Genomic DNA, 21,065 nt, shown 5'->3' with positions numbered 1-21,065 from the left:
TCTGGTTGAAAAAAGGGCAAGGGGATCTCCCTTGCCCTGGAGGAGGGAGTTACTCGAATTGAGACAGGTTGTCTTTATCCACACCCACGTAGGCAACACGTACGACCTTGTCGACGATAGTCCACTGGGTACCTTCACCGGCCGGCTTGCCTTCAGCCAGATTCTTGGTCAGCTCGAAGGTGGCCTTGGCCTGGTTGGCTGCATCGTTCAGCACGGTGCCCGCCATGGCACCGCTCTTGACCATAGCCAGTGCCTCGGGCAGCGCATCGACGCCGAACACCGGAATGGCGGTCTTGCCCTGGGCTTTCAGTGACTCGACGGCGCCCATTGCCATGCCGTCATTGTTGGCAATGACCACTTCAATCTTGTTGGCGTTGGGGCCGGAGATCCAGGCATCCATCTTGTCCTTGGCCATGGCGGTATCCCACATACCTGTATCCATGTGCAGCTGCTCCGTCTTGAGACCGCCATCGTTCAGAGTCTTGATGACGTAGGAGGTGCGGGCTTCGGCATCCGGGTGGCCCGGCTCGCCCTTGAGCAGCACGAACTGGATGACGCCATCCTTGTTCAGATCCCACTCGGGATGGGCTTGCCAGTGTTTGGCGATCAGCTGACCCTGAATGATGCCTGACTCCTTGGAATCGGTACCCACGTAGTAAGCCTTCTCATAGCTGGCCAGATCGGCAGTGCTCGGCTCCTTGTTGTAGAAGACGACCGGAATATCTTCGCCACGGGCCTTCTCAATCACGACAGGGGCAGCCGCCGGGTCAACCAGGTTGATCGCCAGGGCCTTCACGCCCTTGGCCAGCAGCACGTCGATCTGATCGTTCTGCTTGGACTGGTCATTCTGGGAGTCATTCATCAGCAGCTCCACACCCGGGTTTGCCGCTGCTTCCTTCTCGATGGCCTTGCGTACCACAGCCATAAAGTTGTCGTCGTACTTGTAGACGGTCACCCCCAAACGGGTTTCGGCATGGGCAGTGGCCCCTGCCATCAGGCTCATCAGTACGGCGGCAACTGTCGTGATTTTTTTCATTGTTATGCTCCGATCTCTCTATCTGTTTTTGTAGGGAATGCTGTACACCAATTGAACTGGCGCCAGCCTAATGTAATCAGTTTGTTGTATGCCGGTCTGTGATCATGGCAACAAAATGAAAACGTTTACACTCTGTTACATAGCAATAAACTCATTAAAAATCATGACGTTGAAGTTAACTCCGCTTGGTGGGGACCTGAACGTGCCTTCTCGCTACCTATGAACAGGTCAGATTCAGCGTAGAACACAGCTCCAATAGTAGCTCCCTGGCTGCAACCAATATTCCGGTCGCACGCTCTGGCTCCAGGAGTCATCGCCACCCACTCCCATATGAAAACCATCGAGACAGAGGTGCAGGCCTCCCTGCGCCACCAGATCGGTCTGATGACGCGCCAGGGTTAACTGCTGCTGACTGTAGCGACTGACGCTGAAGTGGAACTGCCCTTCGAACGTCAAGTCCCCCAGCAACAGTTGGCGCGTATCACAGCGAAGTCCGTTGTCGGTCGGGAACACATAAGGGGTGTGCAGAGCCGTCAGAGGCAACTGCCAGCGACCGAGATCAGCGCCAAACAGGCGATCAGGATAGTTCTCATGGGGGCCGCGGCCCAGCCAGCTCACCTCATTGAACTCATGGTTCACTCCTTCATCCAGCCAGAGCCTGGCACCGATGCGGGGCAGCGATGGCATGTCTGCGGCGACCTCCACCCTGATGGTGAGCCCCATGGCGCCATCGGCGCCAAAGCTGTGTTGCCAGCGGGTCGATAGCTTGAGCGCCTCGTTGACGAAGTAACCGTGAGTGACCACTACACAGCCCTGATGAGCATTGACCTCCAACCCGAGACAGCGATGCTGCAGATGGTTGAGCCCTGCCCTTTCCCAACGGGCAATCCAGGCGTTGGGATCGGCGTGATCCGCTTCGCTGGTGCCTATGTCGTTGTCCAGCGGCGCACGATAGAAGTGATCGGCAATGGCCCCCCTCAGTCGCTCGCGGCCATGTTTCTGCCAACTACGGATGCGGCCGCTGCTTTTGTCCAGTTGCCACTCGCTGCCAGCCGCACAGACAAGCCAGTGATCCGGCTGCTCGCTTATCGCGGCAGGGTTAAACGCCGCCGGAATAGCCATGGGCGTTGGCAGCATAAATTGCTGGTGCGCCACTTCATGCTCCGGCTCGGCCCAGGCCGTAGCTGCGGGTTGCACTATGGCCAGCTCCAGCCAGGCGAGGGAGCCTGCCGCAAAGGCTGGCAGCGTATCCAGCAAGGTCAGCGCCACGCTGGCCCGAGGCGCGAGTGTGAGTGGGCATTCCCCCTGCAGCACGACAACGCCGTTCTCGCACAGTCGCCAGCGCAGCAATTCGTTATCCGTGGTACGGAACAGGTATTCACTGTCGATCCCCACCACCAGGGGATGCTGGCTCAACAATGTCAGCTCGAAAAATTGCTGGGCCCGCTTTGCCTCGAACAGGGCGGGATGGGGCGTCCTGTCCGGAAACAGCAGGCCGTTGCAGCAGAACTGGCGATCGTTGGGCTGGTCGCCGAAGTCACCGCCGTAAGCCCAATAGTGGCGGCCATCGCCGGTCTGCTTGTCGAGCCCCTGATCCACCCAATCCCACACGAAGCCGCCCTGCAGCCTGGGATGATCGCGAAACGCCTGCCAGTAGTGGGCAAAGCCCCCCAGACTGTTGCCCATGGCATGGGCGTATTCACACAGGATGAGTGGCCGGGTCTCGCCCGGCAGGCCGATCCACTTGGCCAGCGCCCACTTGGGCACGGCCGGGAAGGGTTGATCCTGATGGGTACGGGCATACATGGGGCAGATGATGTCGGTAGCGGCCGTGTCTGCCCCGCCCCCTTCGTACTGGACCGGACGACTCGGATCACTGCGCTTGAGCCAGCCATACATGGCGTCGTGGGCAGGGCCATAGCCGGATTCGTTGCCCAGTGACCAGATGATGATGGAGGGGTAGTTGAAGTCGCGCGCCACCATGCGGGTGACCCGCTCCAGAAACGCACCACTCCAGGCGGGATCCTGCGCCAGTCGCCCCATGGGCACCATGCCGTGGGTCTCCAGGTTCGCCTCGTCCACCACGTAGAGACCGAGCCGATCGCAAAGGCGATAAAAGTCAGGATGATTGGGGTAGTGGGAGCAGCGCACCGCGTTGAAGTTGTGTTGTTTCATCAACCGCAGATCCTGCTCCATGGCGGCAGGGGTCACCACATGGCCCAAGGCGGGATCGTGTTCATGACGATTGGCACCGCGAATGAGCAAAGGCTGGCCATTGACCCGCAGCAGACCGTCACGGATCTCCACCGCCCGAAAACCCACGTCATGGGCCTCGCTCTCGATGGATTCGCCCTGTTCATCCAGCAGGGTCAGGGTCAGTCGATAAAGGTGGGGCGTCTCGGCGCTCCACTTGTGCGGCGCCGCTACCTCCAGCCATAGCTCGGCCCTGTCTGTGTAAGCGCCCTTCTCGTCGATGGCGCCTGTGCCCAGCGGCTGGCGCCGGTCGGCGATCAGCGTCTCACCGAAATAGAGCTTGGCCTCCACCGCCAGCCCGGCGCCCTCATTGACTTGCAGCGCCACCTTGAGGCGAGCATCCCGATAACAGGCATCCAGCACGGGTGTCAGCCGCACATCCATCAGATGGCGATCGGGTTTGTGCAGCAGGCTGACGGAACGGAAGATGCCGCTCATGCGCCACATGTCCTGATCTTCCAGATAGGAGCCATCAGACCAGCGCAGCACCAGCACCGCCAACCGGTTGCGACCGGCATTGAGGCATGGGCTCAGATCGAATTCGGCAGGCAGCCGGCTGTCCTGGGAATAACCGATCCAGCGGCCGTTGCAGAACAGGTAGAAGGCGCTGTCCACCCCGTCGAAGATGATGCGAGTCTGGCCGCTGGCCAGCCAGTCGGCGGGCAACTCGAACTCGCGGGAGTAACAGCCGGTCGGATTGTCTGCCGGTACCCGGGGCGGATCACAGGGGAAGGGATACTTGATATTGGTGTAGATGGGGCCGTCAGTGGCGGGACGTGACGCCGGATAGGCGGCATCCAGCTGCCAGTTGCCGGGCACTGAGATGGCACAGGCATCCGCCAGATCCTGCTCTAGCCACTGCTCAGGCACAAACTCCGGTGCCTCGAAGAAGGAGAAACGCCATTCGCCATCCAGCAGCAACCGTGACGGTGAGGCGAGAGCGGTACGGGCATCCGCCTCGCTGCGCCAGCTGAACAAGGGGGTATGAGCCGCCAGACGATTCACCGATGTAATCGCCTGGGTCTGCCAATCCTGACGGGCCACTATCTCCCTGAGCATCTTTTTCTCTCCCTGCATCGACGCTGAAAACCAATGCAGTGTAGGGGAGTTTTGCCTGGGGATCGGCGATCTCGCTCACACAGATGTAAACGATTACACTCATTGTGTTAAGTAAAACAGGGTAAAAAATCGCTAAATGAAGGTAAAAATGAGCGCCGCCGGATCGCCCACCTGAAAAAGGGCGATCCGGGACAGGAAACTGACGGAAACAGGAGGGATCAGGCTCGAACGGGTGCCACAGAGTGACGATTGATCAGCGTCGGGGTGTAAATACGGCTCTGCACAGCTTCACTTTCACCCGCCGCCAGCTGCAACGCCAGCTTGGCAGCCTGGGCCGCCATCAGTTCGATGGGATAACGCATGGTGGAAAGCTTGGGCCTCAGGTATCGGGCGTAGATGATGTCATCGAAGCCCACCACCGAGACCTCCTCAGGCACCTTGAGGCCGTTGTCAGCCAGCACGGAGATGGCCCCCGCCGCCATGGCATCGTTGTAGGCAACCACGGCCGTGATGGGCTGCCCTTTGGCCAGCAGGTTGAGCATGGCGCGCTCCCCCCCCTCCTCGTTGGGCATGCCGCTCTCGACCAGCTCGGGATCGGCGCGCAGCCCAGCCTCGGTCAGCGCATCCTGGTAACCCTGCAACCGCAAGGTAGCATCCTCAATAGCGTGGTCCGAGCTGAGAAAAGCGATATGCCGGTGGCCCAGCTCCAGCAGATGCCGGGTCGCAGTGGCGGCCCCCTGTCGATTATTGAGAGCGATGCAGCGCCCCTTCAAGGCAGGAATGTCGCGATTGATCAGCACCATGCCGGGCACCCGCAGGGCGTAATCGATCAACTCCTCGTCACTCAACGCCTTGCTGTGTACCACCAGCGCCTCGCACCGCTTGCCGATCAGCAAGTCGATGGACTCGCGCTCTTGCTGCGCCCTGTGAAAACCATTACCCATCAGCAGGTGCAATCCCTGCTCCACCGCCACCGCAGCGACCCCCTTGATCAGGGCACCGAAGAAGGGATCTGCCACGTCACCCACCAGCACGCCCATGGTGTCACAGGTCTTGCTGACCAGTGCTCGGGCGTTGGCGTTGGGGGTATAGCCCAACTCGGCCATGGCTTTTTGTACCACCTCGCGAGAAGCAGCACTGGCCTTGGGTGAGTTGTTCATCACCCGTGAAACCGTTGCCACAGATACATTGGCCAAACGGGCGACATCCTTGATGGTACTCATGCTGTTTTCACTTATTTCACAGTTCAAGACGGAGCCATTATACCGGGCATCATCAGTGATGACAGGGGAAAAAGCCAAGTCGTATCATTTATGACCACACGCGCAAGTGTAATCGTTTACATGCTTTTGTTAAGCAGTTCACAGTTTGCTCGTCAGGGGCTCGGCTAAACTCCTTCACAGGCTTTTTTCAGCATGGAGAAGAGGATGAAAGTACTGGTCACCGGCGGCTGCGGCTATATTGGCAGCCACACCTGCCTGGCCCTGCAGACCGCTGGGATGGAGCCTGTGGTGGTGGATAATCTCTGCAACAGCAAGGTGGGTGTGCTGGCCCGCATCGCCGCCATCAGCGGGCGTGCTCCCCTCTTCTATCAGGGGGACATACGTGACCCGGCACTGCTGGATCGCATCTTCGCCGAACAGCAGATAGCCGCCGTGATCCATTTTGCCGCCCTCAAGGCGGTCGGTGAATCGACCCGCCTTCCCCTCGAGTACTATGAAAACAACCTCGCTGGCACCCTCACCCTGCTGCAGGCGATGAAACGCGCGGGGGTCAACAGCCTGGTCTTCAGCTCCTCGGCCACCGTCTATGGTGATCCGGCCAGCACGCCCATCCGGGAAGATTTCCCCCGCAGCGCCACCAATCCCTATGGTCGATCAAAACTGATCATCGAAGAGATCCTCGAGGATCTGCAACGGGCCGAACCGCACTGGAGTATGACGCTGCTGCGCTACTTCAACCCGGTCGGGGCCCACGAGTCCGGTACCATGGGGGAGGATCCCCAGGGTATCCCCAACAATCTGATGCCCTTTCTGACCCAGGTCGCCATCGGCCGCCGCGACACTCTCTCCGTCTTTGGAAACGATTACCCCACCGTCGATGGCACAGGGGTGCGCGACTACATCCACGTAATGGATGTCGCCGAGGGGCATGTCAAAGCACTGCAGCATTGCGCCCGTCAGGGCGGCGTGCATACCTACAATCTGGGCACGGGCCAGGGCCAGAGCGTGCTGCAGATGGTCGCAGCGTTCGAAGCCGCTTCCGGTCAACCGCTACCCTGCCGCATCGAACCAAGACGCCCTGGCGACATCGCCGAGTGCTGGGCCGACCCGAGCAAAGCAGAGCGCGAGCTGAACTGGCGCGCCAACCGGGATCTCGCAACCATGTGCGCCGACAGCTGGCGCTGGCAGTCCAGAAATCCACAGGGGTACGAGGCGTAAGCATGCACAGCGCCGCTCGCCCTCTCTTCCAGGCCCCGTTGGCGGCCACCCAATCCATTTCATCAGGTAATGAGGAGTGATGATGTTCAACCCTGTTGATCACCCCCACCGTCGTTTCAACCCGCTGACCGGTCAATACGTGCTGGTCTCCCCCCACAGGGCAAAACGCCCCTGGCAAGGCCAGGTCGAGAAGGTCAGTCAGGCGCCGAGCCAATCCCACGATCCGGATTGCTTCCTCTGCGCGGGCAACCAGCGCGTCACCGGCGACAAGAACCCGGACTATCAGGGCACCTTCGTCTTCACCAACGACTTCGCCGCCCTGATGCAAGACACACCGGTCACCCGCGGCGACCAGGATCCCCTGTTGAAACTGGAAGCCGCCCGCGGCACCAGCCGGGTCATCTGCTTCTCGCCGGATCACGGCAAGACACTGCCCGAGCTGCCGCTGCCCGCCATAGAGGCAGTGATCACCACCTGGATGGAACAGGTGGCCGAGCTGTCGAGCCAGTGGCAATGGGTGCAGGTGTTTGAAAACAAGGGCGCCGTCATGGGCTGCTCCAACCCCCATCCCCATGGCCAGCTCTGGGGCAGCGACTTTCTGCCCAACGAGATCGCCCGCGAAGAGCAGCACCAGCGCGACTGGCTGGCCGAGCACGGCCGCCCGCTGCTGGTCGAATATGTGGAGCGGGAGCTGGCGGATCGCAGCCGCATCGTAGTGGAAACAGCACACTGGCTGGCAGTCGTTCCTTTCTGGGCCGCCTGGCCGTTCGAAACCCTGCTGCTGCCCAAGACCCATGTCCCCTCCCTGCTGAGCCTCACCCCCGAGCTGCAGCAGGATCTGGCGGTGGCGCTCAAGGAGCTCACCAGCCGTTACGACAATCTGTTCGAGTGCAGCTTTCCCTACTCCATGGGCTGGCACTTCGCCCCGCCCCATTCAGACTGCCCCGAGGCCTGGCAACTGCACGCCCACTTCTATCCGCCGCTGTTGCGCTCTGCCACAGTGCGCAAATTTATGGTGGGCTTCGAGATGCTGGCAGAGACCCAGCGCGATCTGACGCCGGAACAAGCGGCAGAACGACTTCGCGCACTCAGTCCAATCCACTACAAACACACCAGCCAAGCCAATGAGGAGGCCCTATGACCCCCAGCCAACGCGTCAGCGCCGTTTTTATCGAGCAGTTCGAACAGCAACCTGACCTGCTGGTGCGCGCCCCCGGCCGCGTCAATCTCATCGGCGAGCACACCGACTATAACGACGGCTTCGTACTGCCCTGCGCCATCGACTACGAAACCTGTGTCGCCATCGGTCTGCGCAGCGACTGTCAGGTGCAGGTGATCGCCGCCGATTACGACAACCAGCGCGACCTGTTCGACCTGAACCAGCCCATAGAGCACCACCCCAGCCAACGCTGGAGCGACTATGTACGCGGTGTGGTGAAGTATCTGCAGGAGCGCGGCCAGGCCTTGCACGGCCTCAATCTGGTGGTCTCGGGCAACGTGCCGCAGGGGGCAGGTCTTTCATCGTCCGCCTCGCTGGAAGTGGCCATAGGCCAGGCTTTCAAGGAGGCGCTGGGGCTTCACATCAGCCAAGCCGAGATTGCCCTCAACGGTCAGCAGGCGGAGAACCAGTTCGTCGGTTGCAACTGCGGCATCATGGATCAAATGATCTCCGCCAGCGGCAAGCAGGATCATGCCCTGCTGCTCGACTGCCGCTCGCTCGAAACCCGCCTCATCCCCATGCCATCCGACCTGGCGGTGCTGATCGTCAACTCCAACGTGCGCCGCGGTCTGGTGGACAGCGAGTACAACACCCGCCGCCAGCAGTGTGAAACCGCCGCCCGCCACTACGGGGTCAAGGCACTGCGGGATCTGGACTTGGCTGCACTGGAAGCAGGCAAAGCCGGGCTGGATGAGGTCTGTTACCGCCGCGCCCGCCATGTGGTGGGCGACAACACCCGTACTCTGGCCGCTGCCGATGCGCTGGAGTCCGGCGACCTGGTACGCCTCGGCCAACTGATGGCCGAGTCCCACGCCGCCATGCGCGATGACTTCGAAATCACAGTGCCCCCCATCGACGGTCTGGTGGAGATCATAAAAACCAAGCTTGGCCGCGAGGGCGGTGTGCGGATGACAGGTGGCGGCTTCGGTGGCTGCGTGGTTGCCCTGCTCCGCCCGGCGCAGGTCGCCGAGGTGATTGCCGCCGTCGACGCCGAGTACCCGGCCCGCTTCGGCATCAAGGCCGACAGCTATGTCTGCCGCGCCAGTGCAGGAGCGGGCAAGCTATGACAGCCTTCACACACCATGACGGCATGCACCCAATCATCACGACTGACAGTCATGTCTGCCGTACCCATACAAGCACAGGAGCGGGCAAGCTATGACAGCCTTCACACCCCATGACGGCATGCACCCGATCATCACAACTGACAGCCATGTCTGCCGTACCCATACAGGCACAGGGGCAGGCAAGCCATGACACCATTCGAGCTGGAAAATGAAGAAGGGCTGCGCCTGCGCGGCCTCGATTTTGGCGCCACCCTCACCTCCCTCACCCTGCCGGTGGCAGGCTCAAGGCGTGAAGTGCTGCTGGGCTGCGCCGATGAAGCCTATCCCGCACAACAGGTGTGGCTGGGCGCCGTCGCGGGCCGTTTTGCCAACCGCATCGGCGGGGCAGAGCTGGTGCGTGATGGCCAGCACTGGGCTCTGGATGCCAATCAACCGCCTCACTGCCTGCACGGTGGACAGGAGGGGTTTCATCACAGGATCTGGCAGATCAAGGAACAGGAATCGGATCGGGTCAAACTCGTCCTGCTGTCAAAGGCAGGGGATCAGGGCTTTCCCGGCAACTTGCGGGTGACGATGGAGTATCGACTGGAACAGTACGACCTGGTGGTGGAGTTCAGAGCCAGCACAGATGCCCCTACTCCGGTCAGCCTCACCAGCCACGCCTATTTCAATCTGGATGGGGGCAGCAAGGGCGGCGATGTGCGCGACCATGCCATCAGTCTCAATGCCGACTACTTCCTGCCTACCGACGGCAGCGGCCTGCCGCTGGCCATTGCGCCAGTGGAAGGTCCCTTCGATCTGCGGGTTGCACGCCCCATGGGCCTGGATTGGCTGAGCCACCCCCAGCAACGGCAGGCCAAGGGGTACGATCACGCTTTTCTCCTCAATGGTCCTGAACAGGGGCGAGCAGCGCAGGTGGTGTCGGGGGATAAACAGCTGACGATGGAGGTCTATACCAACCAGCCTTCGTTGCAGTTCTACACCAGCAACTGGCTGGCCAGCACGCCGAACCGCAGCGGTCAGCCCCATCAGGATTACGACGGCTTCTGCCTTGAAGCGCAGCAGCTGCCGGACAGTCCCAACCGGCCAGCGCTCGGTGATCCCTGGCTGCTGCCGGGCCAGCACTATCATCACCAGACCCGTTACCGTTTTATCCCCGCAGACTAAAACAGGTGCTGGTGGCGTCATTCTCCCGACCTCCCCTCTGTCAGGGGAGGAACCGGCTGACACCCCCTCTGGCAGGGAAGCGCTTTGTGTGCGCCCTTTCTTCCGGCAAGGGTGGGAGCTTTGGCCAACGACACCGGGCATGACAGCACACTGACAGTTATCGAGCCGATTCAGGAGTCTTTATGGATGACAACTACCTAGCCGCCCCCGACCGTTACCAGCACCAACCCTATCGATCCGTCGGCCGCCACGGCCTGCGCCTGCCCAGCATAGGGCTGGGGCTGTGGCACAACTTCGGCGAGGGCAGCGATCCCGCCAGGGTGAAGGCCATGGTGCATCAGGCATTCGATCTGGGCATCACCCACTTCGATCTGGCCAACAACTACGGGCCGCCCCCCGGCTCCGCCGAGACCACCTTCGGCCGCGTGATCAAGGGCAGTCTGGCCCCCTACAGAGACGAGCTGATCATCGCCAGCAAGGCGGGTTATGTGATGTGGGACGGCCCTTACGGCGACGGCGGCAGCGCCAAGTATCTGTTTGCCAGCCTGCACCAGAGTCTGCGCCGGCTCGGACTCGACTACCTGGACATCTTCTATCACCACAGGCCGGATCCCCTCACCCCGCTGGAAGAAACCTGCCAGGCACTGGCGCTCATGGTGCGTCAGGGCAAGGCGCTCTATGTCGGTCTTTCCAACTATCCGGCCGAACTGGCCGCCCGGGCGGCAAGCCGGCTGGCCGAACTCGGGACTCCCTGCCTGGTCAATCAGCTCAAATACTCCCTGTTTCAGCGGGAAATAGAGGCCGAAACCCTGCCGGTCTGCCGCGAGCAAGGCGTTGGCGTAGTGGCCTTTTCGCCACTGGCTGGCGGCCTGCTCAGCAACCGTTATCTGGCGGGCATACCGGCGGATTCCCGTGCCGCCAGCGGTAGCCCCTTTCTCAAGCCGGAACAGATCACTCCGGACAAGCTGGCCAGGATCCGTGCCCTGCACACCCTGGCGCAGCAGCGAGGACAGGATCTGTCACAACTGGCGCTGCAGTGGGTGCTGCGCGATCCCGTGGTGAGCTGCGCCCTGATTGGCGCCAGCAGCCCCCAGCAGATAGTGAACGCTGTCGATGCCCTCGCCTTACCCCCGCTGGATGAGCCGTTGCAACGGCAGATTGAGACGACCCTGGCCTGACCCTTTCCCGCCGCCTCCCTTGCAAGGGGAGAAGCCACTGCTGCATCGGCGTGGACAAGAAGGGCGTGACGGCGGCACCTTCCCCGAGAGATGGACCCCCCTCTCCTGGCCAGGGAGGGGCAGGGTGGGATCTGGCAACCCTGTATGACGACAGCCCCTCACAGCGCCCCAATATTTTCTGGTTGCCTGCCCGGTTTTCCTCCATCATTGGCCACCCCGACCCAGCTCGGGGTTGACCTTATCCGGACCAATCAACCAAGAGATCTGAACCATGACAGAGTCTTACGCCCTGTTTGTCGCCTTTGTGCTGGGCATAGTAGAGGGCCTGACCGAGTTTCTGCCCGTTTCCTCGACCGGCCACATGATCATCGTCGGCCACCTGCTGGGCTTCGAAGGGCCCAAGGCCGCCACCTTCGAAGTGGTGATCCAGATGGGCTCCATTCTCGCTGTCGTGGCCGTCTTCTGGCGCCGCCTGTTTGGCTTGATTGGCATCCACTTTGGCCAGAAACCACCTCAGGATCACGCCACCCTCTCCCTGGTGCACATCATCCTCGGCATGCTGCCCGCCGTGATCATCGGCTTGGGGATTCACAGCTGGATCAAGGCCAACCTGTTCGGACCGGAAACCGTGATGTACGCCCTGGTTGCCGGCGGCATCTTGCTGATCATCGCCGAGAAGTTTCGTCCGGCGGTACGCTCCGAGACCCTGGATGACATCAGCTACAAGCAGGCGTTCGGCATAGGTCTGTTCCAGTGTCTGGCGCTCTGGCCCGGTTTCTCCCGCTCCGGTGCCACCATCAGCGGCGGCATGCTGATGGGGATCAGCCGTCAGGCGGCTGCCGAGTTCTCCTTCATTCTGGCGGTGCCCATGATGGTGGCGGCAAGCGGGCTGGATCTCTACAAGAGCCGCGACCTCCTCTCCATGGCCGACTTTCCCATGTTTGCGGTGGGGTTCATCACTGCCTTCGTGGTCGCCATGATTGCCATCAAGACCTTCCTGGCGCTGATCCGTCGCCTCGACTTCATCCCGTTCGCCATATACCGCTTCATCGTAGCCTTCGCCGTCTACCTGGTGTTTGTTGCCTGATGACAGGCAAATAGCCGAATGAAAAAGGGACCTTTCGGTCCCTTTTTCTATTGCTGCCCCACCTCAATAGAGACGATGGGTGATGCCGTTGAGCAGCCGCGACAGTCCCTTGGTGAACTGGACCGGCGCATCCTGCACCGTGTAGCAGAGGCAACCATCCGGCGTATGCGGGCTGTGGGCATGGCTGGCATCGCGCCAGATGAAGTCCCCCGCCTGATAGCAGGTGTCACCATCCTGCATGTTGCCCGCCAGCAACAGGGTCAGCTCATAACCCTGATGGGTGTGCTCGGGGATGCGACCACCGGCCTCGATGTGAAACAGACTGGCGCGGGCCCCCATCTCGTCCAGCGGCAAACTGTGCTGGCGAATGGCACCGATGTGGCGCCACTTGGGGGCATGGTGACGGGCAAGCACCCTAGGCAGGCGGTATGAATGGCCGGCTACCTGCAATTCGGGGGTGGACGGCGCCGGTTGGCCGAGCTCGGCCTGGCTGGCCACTGGCTGCTGCAATATGCCGGCCAGTACGGCATCGAGTCCGGCTGGCATGGGCTCGCTCACCTCGGCTGGCTGCTCGGTCGGCTCCAGATACTGGCGAGCCAGTTCCTCTTCGCAGGCTCGCAGACTGGCAGCACACTCGGGGCAGAGCTCACAATGGGCAGAGACACCGACGGCCAGCGGCAGGGGCAGCTCGTCGGCAGCGAAGTCGCGCAACATGGCGTGAGTCGGATGGGTTTTAATCATGGCCTTGCTCCACTTGCTCTTTCAATTTCTGTAATGCCAGTCTGAGGCGGGATTTGATGGTGCCAAGGGGCACGCCGAGTCGCTCCGCCAGCTCCTGCTGGGAGAACTCCTGCAGATAGATGCCGCGCACCACCTGCTGTTGCGGTTCCGGCAGGGTGGCAAGATAGTGCGCCATCTGGCGGGTCAGCACCGCATCCTCACCACCGCTCAGATGCTCCTCTTCCGCTCTGAACTCCAGCATGGGCCACAACTCCTCGGCGCAGAGATCCTCCTTGCTGGCGCGGCGGCGGCGCAGCATGTCGAAGCTCTGGTTGCGCATGACGGTGTAGATCCAGGTGGTTGGTGCCCCCTTCTCGGGATGGTAGAGACGAGCCTTCTGCCACACCAGCAGCATGGTCTCCTGTACCAGTTCCATGGCGTTGGCCTCGCTGCCGAGGTGACGCAGGCCGTAGCTGCGAATGCGCGGCGCAAAGTGAGTGAACAGAGTGGCAAACGCGGCCTTGTCGGCATGTTCGGCCACCCGGATGAGAAGAGACTTCAGATCGCCATCTGGATTGTCCATGGGGGGCGATATCCTGCGCAGAGTCGATTGGGGTTGGCCAGTATATGCCATTGCGCCATACCTTGAATGTTGTGGTCATCACCATTACGCCTGACGCGGAAAAAGGATCACCCCTGGGTCGCACATTCGCGCTCAATGAGTGGCAACCAGCAGGCCGCTCAGCAGGGAAAGGGCGGGCAGGTTGTTCTCCGCCGCCAGCAGCCACTGCTTCTGCTCCACGGGAATGGGCAACACCTCCAGCCAGCGCTGGGCCACCCAGCTGGCATCATCCCAGTCGGGGTTGTGGTAGAGCGCCGCATACTCCGGGTAGTCGTTGAACACCTCCTGCAATGCACTGACCAGGGAGTGCTGGTCGGCATTGAGCCGTCCTGTCTGCCAGAGCGGCAGCAGTTCCACCTCGCCGACTCTCAGCCCGTCGGACTCCTGCCACAGATCGACGATCCTGACCCGTTCCATGCCGAGCACTGTAATGCCCAGCAGACCGTCCGGCAGTTGATCGAAATCGACTATTCGCACCCGGGTAGCAATGGGGTACATGTTGCGCAGCGCATCGGGCTGACGGGGGTCGAGCATGCAGAGCACAAAGCCCTGATCTCCCGCCTCGGCGATCATGCGCTGGTATCTGGGCTCGAAGATGCGCAGCGGCATGATGCCACCGGGCAGCAAGTGAGCCGAGAGGGGAAACAGCGCCAGTTTCATCAGGTTATTCCTCTGTTGGAGATGCTTCTTGATACGACGGCCGCACCAGAGCAGATCATTGAGTGCCAGTTGGAATAGAAAAACCCTTAACAATCAGGGGAAAATAGCCTGGACAACCCGATTCGATATGCAGTAGAAATGGATAAGCACCGCTTATCCCAGTGAATATTCTGGATAGTGGTGGCAAATGCAGTGAAATATCCGCCCGACCAACTCTGGCGGGCCGTCCCTATAGTTTTCTCGGGCCGATGCGGGTAAAATTCACGCCCTTATATATCAGTCATTTTTCGACGCGCAACCTTGGTGGTCAGTTATGAAAGAGCATATTCATCATCTACTTGAACAAACGGTAGCCAATCTCAAGTCAGCAGGCGTCTTGCCGGCGGACCTGGAAGCCCGGGTGCAAGTAGACCGATGCAAGGAGAAGGCTCACGGTGACCTGGCCACCAACCTGGCCATGCTGCTGGCCAAACCGGCCCGCAAGAATCCCCGTGAGCTGGCCGCTGCCATCATTGAAAACCTGCCCGCCTCGGATCTGATCGCTAAGGTCGAGATCGCCGGTCCCGGCTTCATCAACTTCTTCTTCGACCAGCGCTGGCTGGCCGGCCAGGTCGAGGCCATGGTGACCAGCGCCAACGCCAACGTGAAGCTGCCGACGCCGCAAACCGTGGTGGTGGACTACTCGGCGCCGAACGTCGCCAAAGAGATGGCGGTGCACCACATCCGCTCTACCGTGCTCGGTGATGTGGCCGCTCGTGCTCTGGAGTTCCTCGGCCATAAGGTTGTGCGCGCCAACCACATTGGTGACTGGGGTACCCAGTTCGGCATGCTGATCGCCTATCTGGAGAAGATGGCCAACGAGCACGCCAGCGACATGGCGCTCAAGGATCTGGAAGCCTTTTACACCCAGGCCAAGCGTTGCTACGACGAAGACGAAGCCTTCGCCGAGCGTGCGCGCAACTACGTGGTCAAGCTGCAAGGTGGCGATGAGTACTGCCGCACCATGTGGAAGAAGCTGGTCGACATGACCATGGAACAGAACCAGATCAACTACGACCGCCTGAATGTCTCCCTGACCAACAAGGACATCATGGGCGAGTCCATGTACAACGACATGCTGCCCCAAATCGTCACCGACCTGAAAGCCAAAGGGCTGGCGGTCGAGAGCGAAGGCGCCACCGTTGTCTTCCTGGACGAATTCAAGAACAAGGATGGCGAGCCCATGGGCGTCATCATCCAGAAGAGCGATGGCGGTTTCCTCTACACCACCACCGACATCGCCTGTGCCAAATACCGTTATGAAACCCTGGGCGCCGACCGGGTCATGTATTTCATCGACTCCCGTCAGCACCAGCATCTGATGCAGGCCTGGACCATCACCCGCAAGGCGGGCTATGTACCGGAATCCGTACCGCTCGAGCACCACGCCTTCGGCATGATGCTGGGCAAGGATGGCCGTCCCTACAAGACCCGCTCCGGTGGTACCGTCAAGCTGGTTGACCTGCTCAATGAAGCGGAAGAGCGCGCCGCCGCCCTGCTGGAGAGCCGCAACAGCGACCTCTCTGCCGAAGAGAAGGCCAACGTGGTCAACGCCATCGCCATGGGCGCGGTCAAGTATGCGGACCTCTCCAAGAACCGCACCACAGACTACATCTTCGACTGGGACATGATGCTGTCGTTTGAAGGCAACACTGCGCCCTATCTGCAGTATGCCTACACCCGCATCCAGTCCATCTTCCGCAAAGCCAACATCGATGCCAGCACGCTTATTGGCAACGTGACCCTGAACGAAGAGGCGGAAGAGGTACTGGCCCAGAAGCTGATCCAGTTCTCCGACGCGGTCAACGGCGTTGCCGACAAAGGCATGCCACACCTGCTCTGTACCTATCTGTACGAGCTGTCAGGCAACTTCATGACCTTCTACGAAGCCTGTCCGATCAACAAGGATGGCGTCGATGAAGCCACCCGCCAGAGCCGCCTGCTGCTGTGCGCCGCCACTGCCAAGGTCCTGAAACTGGGTCTGGGCGTGCTGGGCATTCATACCCTGGAGCGCATGTAATAGATGGCAACCCGGGATTACGTCGGCAACAGCCCGAGAAGACGGGCCGGTGGTCGTAACACCAAGAAAGCGGCACCTCGCCGCTTTCCTGTTATCCCGGCACTGCTGGCCGGGGCGCTGCTGGCGGGTTTCGGCGGCTTCCTTTACATGATCAATGGCAAGGGCAGCGATGCCCCCACCATTGAAGAACAGGTCAAGGCCAACAAGCCCAAAACGCAGAACAATGGTCTGCCCCAGGAGAAGTGGAGCTATATCGAACGGCTTGAAAACAAGCAGGTCGATGTCATAGCGCCACCTCCCCAGCCGGGTGTGTTGCCGCCACCACCGGCGGAGACGCTCACCCTGCAGCCGGAGAAACTGCCGCAGCCGGTGCCGACCGACATCCCCCAACCGGGTACGCCCATTGGTCAGGTGCAGCCCTACAAGCCGCAACCGGTTCAACCGGCCAAACCCGCCCCTGTGGCCAGCGCCCAGGAGCAGGTGATCGATCGTCAGGCGGACCGGGAGCGGATGGAGCGGGAGATCCGTGCAGAACTGGAACGTGAGCGGGCCGCTGCGCCCAAACCACAAGTTGCGGCAGCCACGGGGGACGACAGCGGACGCTACATGATGCAGTGCGCCGCCCTGCGTTCGCAGGATTCTGCCGAATCGCTCAAGGCCCGTATCGCCTTCACCGCCGGGCTCTCCTCCAGCCTGCAAGTTGTCAACGGGGCCGGTGGTGCCGTCTACAAGGTGATGGTGGGTCCCTTCAGTGGCAAGGCAGCCACAGATGCGGCCAACCGCAAGCTGCAAAGCGCTGGCATCAGCGGTTGCATCCCCAAGAAGGGGTGAACCCTGTCAGGGGAACCTTGAGAAAGGGCCGGGTCGACAGACTCGGCCCTTTCTCCTTTCTGTGCCACCGAGTCTCGATAGAGGTCGACCCGCTTCGGATACTCCCCCAGGGTTGAAAAGCCAGTCGGGCATCCCCATCTTTCTTGCCATGCACAGTCAGGCCGTTATTCGGCTCAAGCGAGGTAAGTAAAGTGACTACCATAGTTTCAGTTCGCCGCAACGGTCAGGTCGTGATCGGTGGTGATGGCCAGGTATCCCTCGGCAACACCGTCATGAAGGGCAATGCCCGCAAGGTTCATCGTCTCTATAACGGCAAGGTGCTGGCGGGTTTCGCTGGCGGTACTGCCGATGCCTTCACTCTGCTCGAACGCTTCGAAGCCAAACTGCAGGCCCATCAGGGTAATCTGGAGCGCGCCGCCGTGGCGCTGGCCAAAGACTGGCGCACCGATCGCGCCCTGCGCCGTCTCGAAGCCTTGCTGGCGGTCGCCGACGAACACAAATCCTTCATCATCACCGGCAACGGTGACGTGGTGCAGCCGGAGCAGGATCTTATCGCCATCGGCTCGGGCGGCAACTTCGCCCAGTCCGCGGCCATCGCCCTGCTGGAAAACACCGAGCTGGATGCCAAAACCATAGTCGAGAAGTCCCTCAAGATTGCGGGCGACATCTGCGTCTTCACCAACGGCAACCACACCATAGAAGTGCTGGATTATTCAGCTAAATAAGCCAGCCAAGTAACCCATTTTCGAAGGGGTGGGCCCTGCCCGCCCCGGATACAGGAATGCCATCATGTCCGAGATGACCCCGAGAGAAATCGTTCACGAGCTGGACCGACACATCATTGGTCAGGCCGATGCCAAACGCGCCGTCGCCGTTGCCCTGCGCAACCGCTGGCGCCGGATGCAGCTCGGTGAAGAGATGCGCCATGAAGTGACCCCGAAAAACATCCTTATGATAGGCCCTACCGGTGTCGGCAAGACCGAGATCGCCCGTCGTCTGGCCAAGCTGGCTAACGCGCCCTTCATCAAGGTGGAAGCGACCAAGTTCACCGAGGTGGGTTATGTGGGCAAGGAAGTGGACAGCATCATCCGTGACCTGACCGACGTCGCCATCAAGCTGGTGCGCGAGACCGAGATGGAGAAGATGAAATACCGCGCCGAGGAGGCCGCCGAAGAGCGCATCCTCGACGCCCTGCTGCCCAACCCGCGCAACACCTGGGGTGAGGAAGAGAAAGCCGACAACTCCAACACCCGCCAGATCTTCCGCAAGAAACTGCGGGAAGGTCAGCTGGATGACAAGGAGATCGAACTGGAGCTCTCAGCCTCCCCGATGGGCGTCGAGATCATGACACCGCCGGGCATGGAAGAGATGGCCAACCAGCTGCAGGGGCTGTTCCAGAACCTGGGCCAGAACCAGAAGAAAAAGCGCAAGATCAAGGTCAAAGAGGCCATGAAGGCGTTGATCGAAGAGGAAGCCGCTCGTCTGGTCAACCCGGAAGAGCTGAAGCAAAAAGCCATAGCGGCGGTCGAGAACAACGGCATCGTCTTCCTCGACGAGATCGACAAGATCTGCAAACGCGGCGAGAGCTCGGGCCCGGACGTTTCCCGTGAAGGGGTACAGCGCGACCTGTTGCCGCTGGTGGAAGGCTGTACCGTCAACACCAAGCACGGCATGGTCAAAACCGACCACATCTTGTTTGTCGCCTCCGGCGCCTTCCAGGTCGCCCGCCCGTCGGATCTCATCCCCGAGCTGCAGGGTCGTCTGCCGATCCGGGTCGAGCTGACCGCGCTCACCACAGATGACTTCGAGCGCATCCTGACCGAGCCGAACGCCTCCCTGACCGATCAGTACAAGGCGCTGATGGCCACCGAAGGGGTCAATATCGAGTTCACCAAGGATGGCATCCGTCGTCTGGCCGAAGCGGCCTGGCAGGTCAACGAGCGCACCGAGAACATAGGTGCCCGTCGCCTGCATACCGTGATGGAACGACTGATGGAAGACATCTCCTTCGATGCCTCCGAGAAGTCCGGCGAGACCTTCGTGATCGACACCGACTACGTCAACGCTCACCTCGGCAAGTTGATTGAAGATGAGGACCTGAGCCGCTTTATCCTGTAAGCGAGTCTCGGCACAGCACTGACTATTCTGGACGCCTCCACTATGGAGGCGTCTTTTTTGTGTCTCATGATCCTTACGCCAGCGCCTCCTCTCGTCTGCGCCCCACCAGCCATAGCGCCAACCCTGTGAGCAGGCCGGTCAAGGCAAAGGTAACCTGAGTACCGAACACCAGATCGGTCGACATGGCCATGCTCAGATTGTGCGTCCCCACCAGAGTGGCAAACAGGCCACCGAGCCCGGCTGCTCCCGTCAGCTGACCCAGATTGCGCGACAGGGTCAACAAGCCCGCTACTGCCCCCCGTGCCTGCTCACTCGCCCTACCGACCACGGCACTGTTGTTGGCGGTCTGGAACAATGCATAACCGGCCGTCAGCAGCAGTATGGGCAACAGATAGCCGAGCGGACCATATCCCGCCGTCAGGGTTGCCAGTCCAAGGGCTGCTATCACCATGACAGCCAACCCCAGCCGAACGACCCATAGCACGCCAAACCTGTCCACCAGCCAGCCGGCAGGCATACCCGTCAAGGCGGCCAGCAGGGGTCCCCCCGAGATCATGAGCCCGACCGTCGCCATATCGAGGTCAAACACGCCGCGCAGGTAAAAGGGGCCGATCAGCAATGTCACCACCATGACGCTGGCCACCAGGGCACTGGCGAGCAAGCCGCCCCTGAGCCTGGGTTCGGCCAACAGCACCAGTGGCAACAGGGGAGAGGGGTCGAGGCGCTCGCGGCGAATGAACAGTGCAGTGACAAGCAGAGCCCCCGCCCACAACCCCAGCGCCAAAGTCCCTCCCGAGGTCAGCGCCAGCCCGTAGCAAAGCAGCGCCATCACCAGCATCGACAGACTCGCCAGGTTCACCCTCTCTCTTTGTGGCAAAGCGCCCTCAGGTGGCAGACCCAGCATACCGGCCCCCAGTGCCAGCAGGCTGACGGGCACCAGCAACAGAAAGGGAGCCTGCCAGCCAAACGCCCCGATCAAGAGGCTGCCGAACGAGGGGCCAAGGGCTGTGCCGCAGGCCGACAGGGTACCGAGCAGTCCCATGCTCCAGCCACGCCGCTCTGGTGGCACCAGCTGCCCCACCATGGCGAGCGCCAGAGAGAGCATGCAGGCAGCACCGGCTCCCTGCAGGACGCGCGCCGCGATCAGCCAACCCATGGTGGGAGCCAGGGCGCACAGCAGGGACGCCAATGCGAACAACGCCATGCCCCAGAGCAGCAAACGCCGGCGGCCAAACCTGTCCCCAAGCCTGCCAGCCACCACTGTCAGGCAGGTAATCCCCAGCAGATAGGCCACCAGTACCCATTGCACGCTGGCAAAGGGGACGGCAAACACCTGCCCCAACGCGGGCAGTACCATGTTGGCCATGCTCCCCGCCAGCATGGGCAACAGGGTGGCAAGACCGAGCGCCAGCAGGCCAACACGGCGGGCAAAAGGCGTCGGGATTGTGATGGAATGTGACATGGGCATGACCTCCGGCGAACTATGATGCCGACAAGGCTAGTCAGAGCGTGTATCTGGCGGAAGACGCACGGCTTGCAACTTATAGC

General features: G+C 61.1%; 17 protein-coding genes. 10 read left to right on the top strand and 7 right to left on the bottom strand.

Going from position 1 to position 21,065, the window contains the following annotated elements:
* Window positions 1-49: 49 nt before the first annotated feature.
* The 3 genes from mglB to OKC28_RS08945 all read right to left on the bottom strand — a co-directional run bounded on the left by mglB (window position 50) and on the right by OKC28_RS08945 (window position 5,571).
* Window positions 50-1,036, bottom strand: a complete 987-nt coding sequence (gene mglB / locus OKC28_RS08955) for a galactose/glucose ABC transporter substrate-binding protein MglB (RefSeq protein WP_212539991.1) — start codon at window positions 1,034-1,036, stop codon at window positions 50-52.
* 234 nt (window positions 1,037-1,270) lie between these two features.
* Entirely contained in the window at window positions 1,271-4,348 is a 3,078-nt protein-coding gene (locus OKC28_RS08950; protein ID WP_270688795.1) for a beta-galactosidase, read from the bottom strand.
* Window positions 4,349-4,566: 218 nt separating this feature from the next.
* Complete coding sequence (locus OKC28_RS08945; protein WP_011898254.1) at window positions 4,567-5,571, bottom strand: substrate-binding domain-containing protein; 1,005 nt, start codon at window positions 5,569-5,571, stop codon at window positions 4,567-4,569.
* Between the two features lie 204 nt (window positions 5,572-5,775).
* On the opposite strand from OKC28_RS08945, the gene galE reads away from it, so the two are divergent.
* From galE to bacA, 6 genes are all read left to right on the top strand, one after another.
* Complete coding sequence (gene galE, locus OKC28_RS08940; protein ID WP_270688792.1) at window positions 5,776-6,789, top strand: UDP-glucose 4-epimerase GalE; 1,014 nt, start codon at window positions 5,776-5,778, stop codon at window positions 6,787-6,789.
* Between the two features lie 82 nt (window positions 6,790-6,871).
* On the top strand, window positions 6,872-7,930 hold the full coding sequence (locus OKC28_RS08935; protein ID WP_270688864.1) for a UDP-glucose--hexose-1-phosphate uridylyltransferase: 1,059 nt from the start codon (window positions 6,872-6,874) through the stop codon (window positions 7,928-7,930).
* On the top strand, window positions 7,927-9,075 hold the full coding sequence (galK, locus tag OKC28_RS08930) for a galactokinase (RefSeq protein WP_270688790.1): 1,149 nt from the start codon (window positions 7,927-7,929) through the stop codon (window positions 9,073-9,075). Before OKC28_RS08935 ends, galK begins: the two co-directional genes overlap by 4 nt.
* 186 nt (window positions 9,076-9,261) lie before the next feature.
* Window positions 9,262-10,242, top strand: a complete 981-nt coding sequence (gene galM, locus OKC28_RS08925; protein WP_270688788.1) for a galactose-1-epimerase — start codon at window positions 9,262-9,264, stop codon at window positions 10,240-10,242.
* Window positions 10,243-10,424: 182 nt separating this feature from the next.
* Window positions 10,425-11,420, top strand: coding sequence for an aldo/keto reductase (locus tag OKC28_RS08920; RefSeq protein ID WP_270688787.1), 996 nt, complete (start codon window positions 10,425-10,427; stop codon window positions 11,418-11,420).
* Between the two features lie 271 nt (window positions 11,421-11,691).
* Complete coding sequence (gene bacA / locus OKC28_RS08915; protein WP_021141140.1) at window positions 11,692-12,507, top strand: undecaprenyl-diphosphate phosphatase; 816 nt, start codon at window positions 11,692-11,694, stop codon at window positions 12,505-12,507.
* Between the two features lie 63 nt (window positions 12,508-12,570).
* Here the strand turns inward: bacA and OKC28_RS08910 are convergent, their stop codons facing one another.
* The 3 genes from OKC28_RS08910 to OKC28_RS08900 all read right to left on the bottom strand — a co-directional run bounded on the left by OKC28_RS08910 (window position 12,571) and on the right by OKC28_RS08900 (window position 14,509).
* On the bottom strand, window positions 12,571-13,248 hold the full coding sequence (locus OKC28_RS08910; protein ID WP_270688784.1) for a ChrR family anti-sigma-E factor: 678 nt from the start codon (window positions 13,246-13,248) through the stop codon (window positions 12,571-12,573).
* On the bottom strand, window positions 13,241-13,810 hold the full coding sequence (locus OKC28_RS08905) for a sigma-70 family RNA polymerase sigma factor (protein ID WP_005318397.1): 570 nt from the start codon (window positions 13,808-13,810) through the stop codon (window positions 13,241-13,243). The genes OKC28_RS08910 and OKC28_RS08905 overlap by 8 nt, the downstream gene beginning before the upstream one ends.
* A 132-nt stretch (window positions 13,811-13,942) precedes the next feature.
* The gene (locus OKC28_RS08900; RefSeq protein ID WP_021138448.1) at window positions 13,943-14,509 is read right to left on the bottom strand and encodes an LON peptidase substrate-binding domain-containing protein; all 567 of its coding nucleotides are present in this window, start codon (window positions 14,507-14,509) and stop codon (window positions 13,943-13,945) included.
* 313 nt (window positions 14,510-14,822) lie between these two features.
* Between OKC28_RS08900 and argS the strand changes: the two genes are divergently transcribed.
* The 4 genes from argS (at window position 14,823) to hslU (ending at window position 19,517) form a co-directional block, all read left to right on the top strand.
* Window positions 14,823-16,568, top strand: a complete 1,746-nt coding sequence (argS, locus tag OKC28_RS08895; protein WP_059168218.1) for an arginine--tRNA ligase — start codon at window positions 14,823-14,825, stop codon at window positions 16,566-16,568.
* Window positions 16,569-16,571: 3 nt separating this feature from the next.
* Window positions 16,572-17,399: an SPOR domain-containing protein gene (locus tag OKC28_RS08890; protein ID WP_059168219.1), complete on the top strand. Its 828-nt coding sequence runs from the start codon at window positions 16,572-16,574 to the stop codon at window positions 17,397-17,399.
* A gap of 191 nt (window positions 17,400-17,590) precedes the next feature.
* Window positions 17,591-18,124 carry an ATP-dependent protease subunit HslV gene (hslV, locus tag OKC28_RS08885; protein WP_005318389.1) on the top strand — a complete coding sequence of 178 codons (534 nt, stop codon included), beginning with the start codon at window positions 17,591-17,593 and terminating at the stop codon, window positions 18,122-18,124.
* A gap of 64 nt (window positions 18,125-18,188) precedes the next feature.
* Window positions 18,189-19,517 (top strand): HslU--HslV peptidase ATPase subunit, encoded by a 1,329-nt coding sequence (gene hslU, locus OKC28_RS08880; RefSeq protein WP_005318386.1) that lies wholly within the window; start codon window positions 18,189-18,191, stop codon window positions 19,515-19,517.
* Window positions 19,518-19,590: 73 nt separating this feature from the next.
* Here hslU and OKC28_RS08875 read toward each other — a convergent pair whose 3' ends face one another.
* Window positions 19,591-20,979 carry an MFS transporter gene (locus OKC28_RS08875; protein ID WP_270688776.1) on the bottom strand — a complete coding sequence of 463 codons (1,389 nt, stop codon included), beginning with the start codon at window positions 20,977-20,979 and terminating at the stop codon, window positions 19,591-19,593.
* Window positions 20,980-21,065 lie beyond the last annotated feature (86 nt).

The sequence above is a fragment of the Aeromonas sp. D3 genome (assembly GCF_027705025.1).
GTDB classification, from domain to species: Bacteria; Pseudomonadota; Gammaproteobacteria; order Enterobacterales; family Aeromonadaceae; genus Aeromonas; species Aeromonas salmonicida.
The sequence above is the reverse complement of the archived record's forward strand: the minus strand, read 5'-3'. Positions and strand labels throughout refer to the sequence as shown.

Excerpts from the sequence above, each read along its gene's own strand:
- hslU (WP_005318386.1), top strand. The coding sequence starts at position 18,189 with ATGTCCGAGATGACCCCGAGAGAAATCGTTCACGAGCTGGACCGACAC.
- OKC28_RS08945 (WP_011898254.1), bottom strand. The coding sequence starts at position 5,571 with ATGAGTACCATCAAGGATGTCGCCCGTTTGGCCAATGTATCTGTGGCA.
- OKC28_RS08900 (WP_021138448.1), bottom strand. The coding sequence starts at position 14,509 with ATGAAACTGGCGCTGTTTCCCCTCTCGGCTCACTTGCTGCCCGGTGGC.
- OKC28_RS08920 (WP_270688787.1), top strand. The coding sequence starts at position 10,425 with ATGGATGACAACTACCTAGCCGCCCCCGACCGTTACCAGCACCAACCC.
- OKC28_RS08910 (WP_270688784.1), bottom strand. The coding sequence starts at position 13,248 with ATGATTAAAACCCATCCGACTCACGCCATGTTGCGCGACTTCGCTGCC.
- OKC28_RS08935 (WP_270688864.1), top strand. The coding sequence starts at position 6,872 with ATGTTCAACCCTGTTGATCACCCCCACCGTCGTTTCAACCCGCTGACC.
- galK (WP_270688790.1), top strand. The coding sequence starts at position 7,927 with ATGACCCCCAGCCAACGCGTCAGCGCCGTTTTTATCGAGCAGTTCGAA.
- argS (WP_059168218.1), top strand. The coding sequence starts at position 14,823 with ATGAAAGAGCATATTCATCATCTACTTGAACAAACGGTAGCCAATCTC.
- galM (WP_270688788.1), top strand. The coding sequence starts at position 9,262 with ATGACACCATTCGAGCTGGAAAATGAAGAAGGGCTGCGCCTGCGCGGC.
- OKC28_RS08905 (WP_005318397.1), bottom strand. The coding sequence starts at position 13,810 with ATGGACAATCCAGATGGCGATCTGAAGTCTCTTCTCATCCGGGTGGCC.
- galE (WP_270688792.1), top strand. The coding sequence starts at position 5,776 with ATGAAAGTACTGGTCACCGGCGGCTGCGGCTATATTGGCAGCCACACC.
- OKC28_RS08890 (WP_059168219.1), top strand. The coding sequence starts at position 16,572 with ATGGCAACCCGGGATTACGTCGGCAACAGCCCGAGAAGACGGGCCGGT.
- mglB (WP_212539991.1), bottom strand. The coding sequence starts at position 1,036 with ATGAAAAAAATCACGACAGTTGCCGCCGTACTGATGAGCCTGATGGCA.
- OKC28_RS08875 (WP_270688776.1), bottom strand. The coding sequence starts at position 20,979 with ATGTCACATTCCATCACAATCCCGACGCCTTTTGCCCGCCGTGTTGGC.
- bacA (WP_021141140.1), top strand. The coding sequence starts at position 11,692 with ATGACAGAGTCTTACGCCCTGTTTGTCGCCTTTGTGCTGGGCATAGTA.
- OKC28_RS08950 (WP_270688795.1), bottom strand. The coding sequence starts at position 4,348 with ATGCTCAGGGAGATAGTGGCCCGTCAGGATTGGCAGACCCAGGCGATT.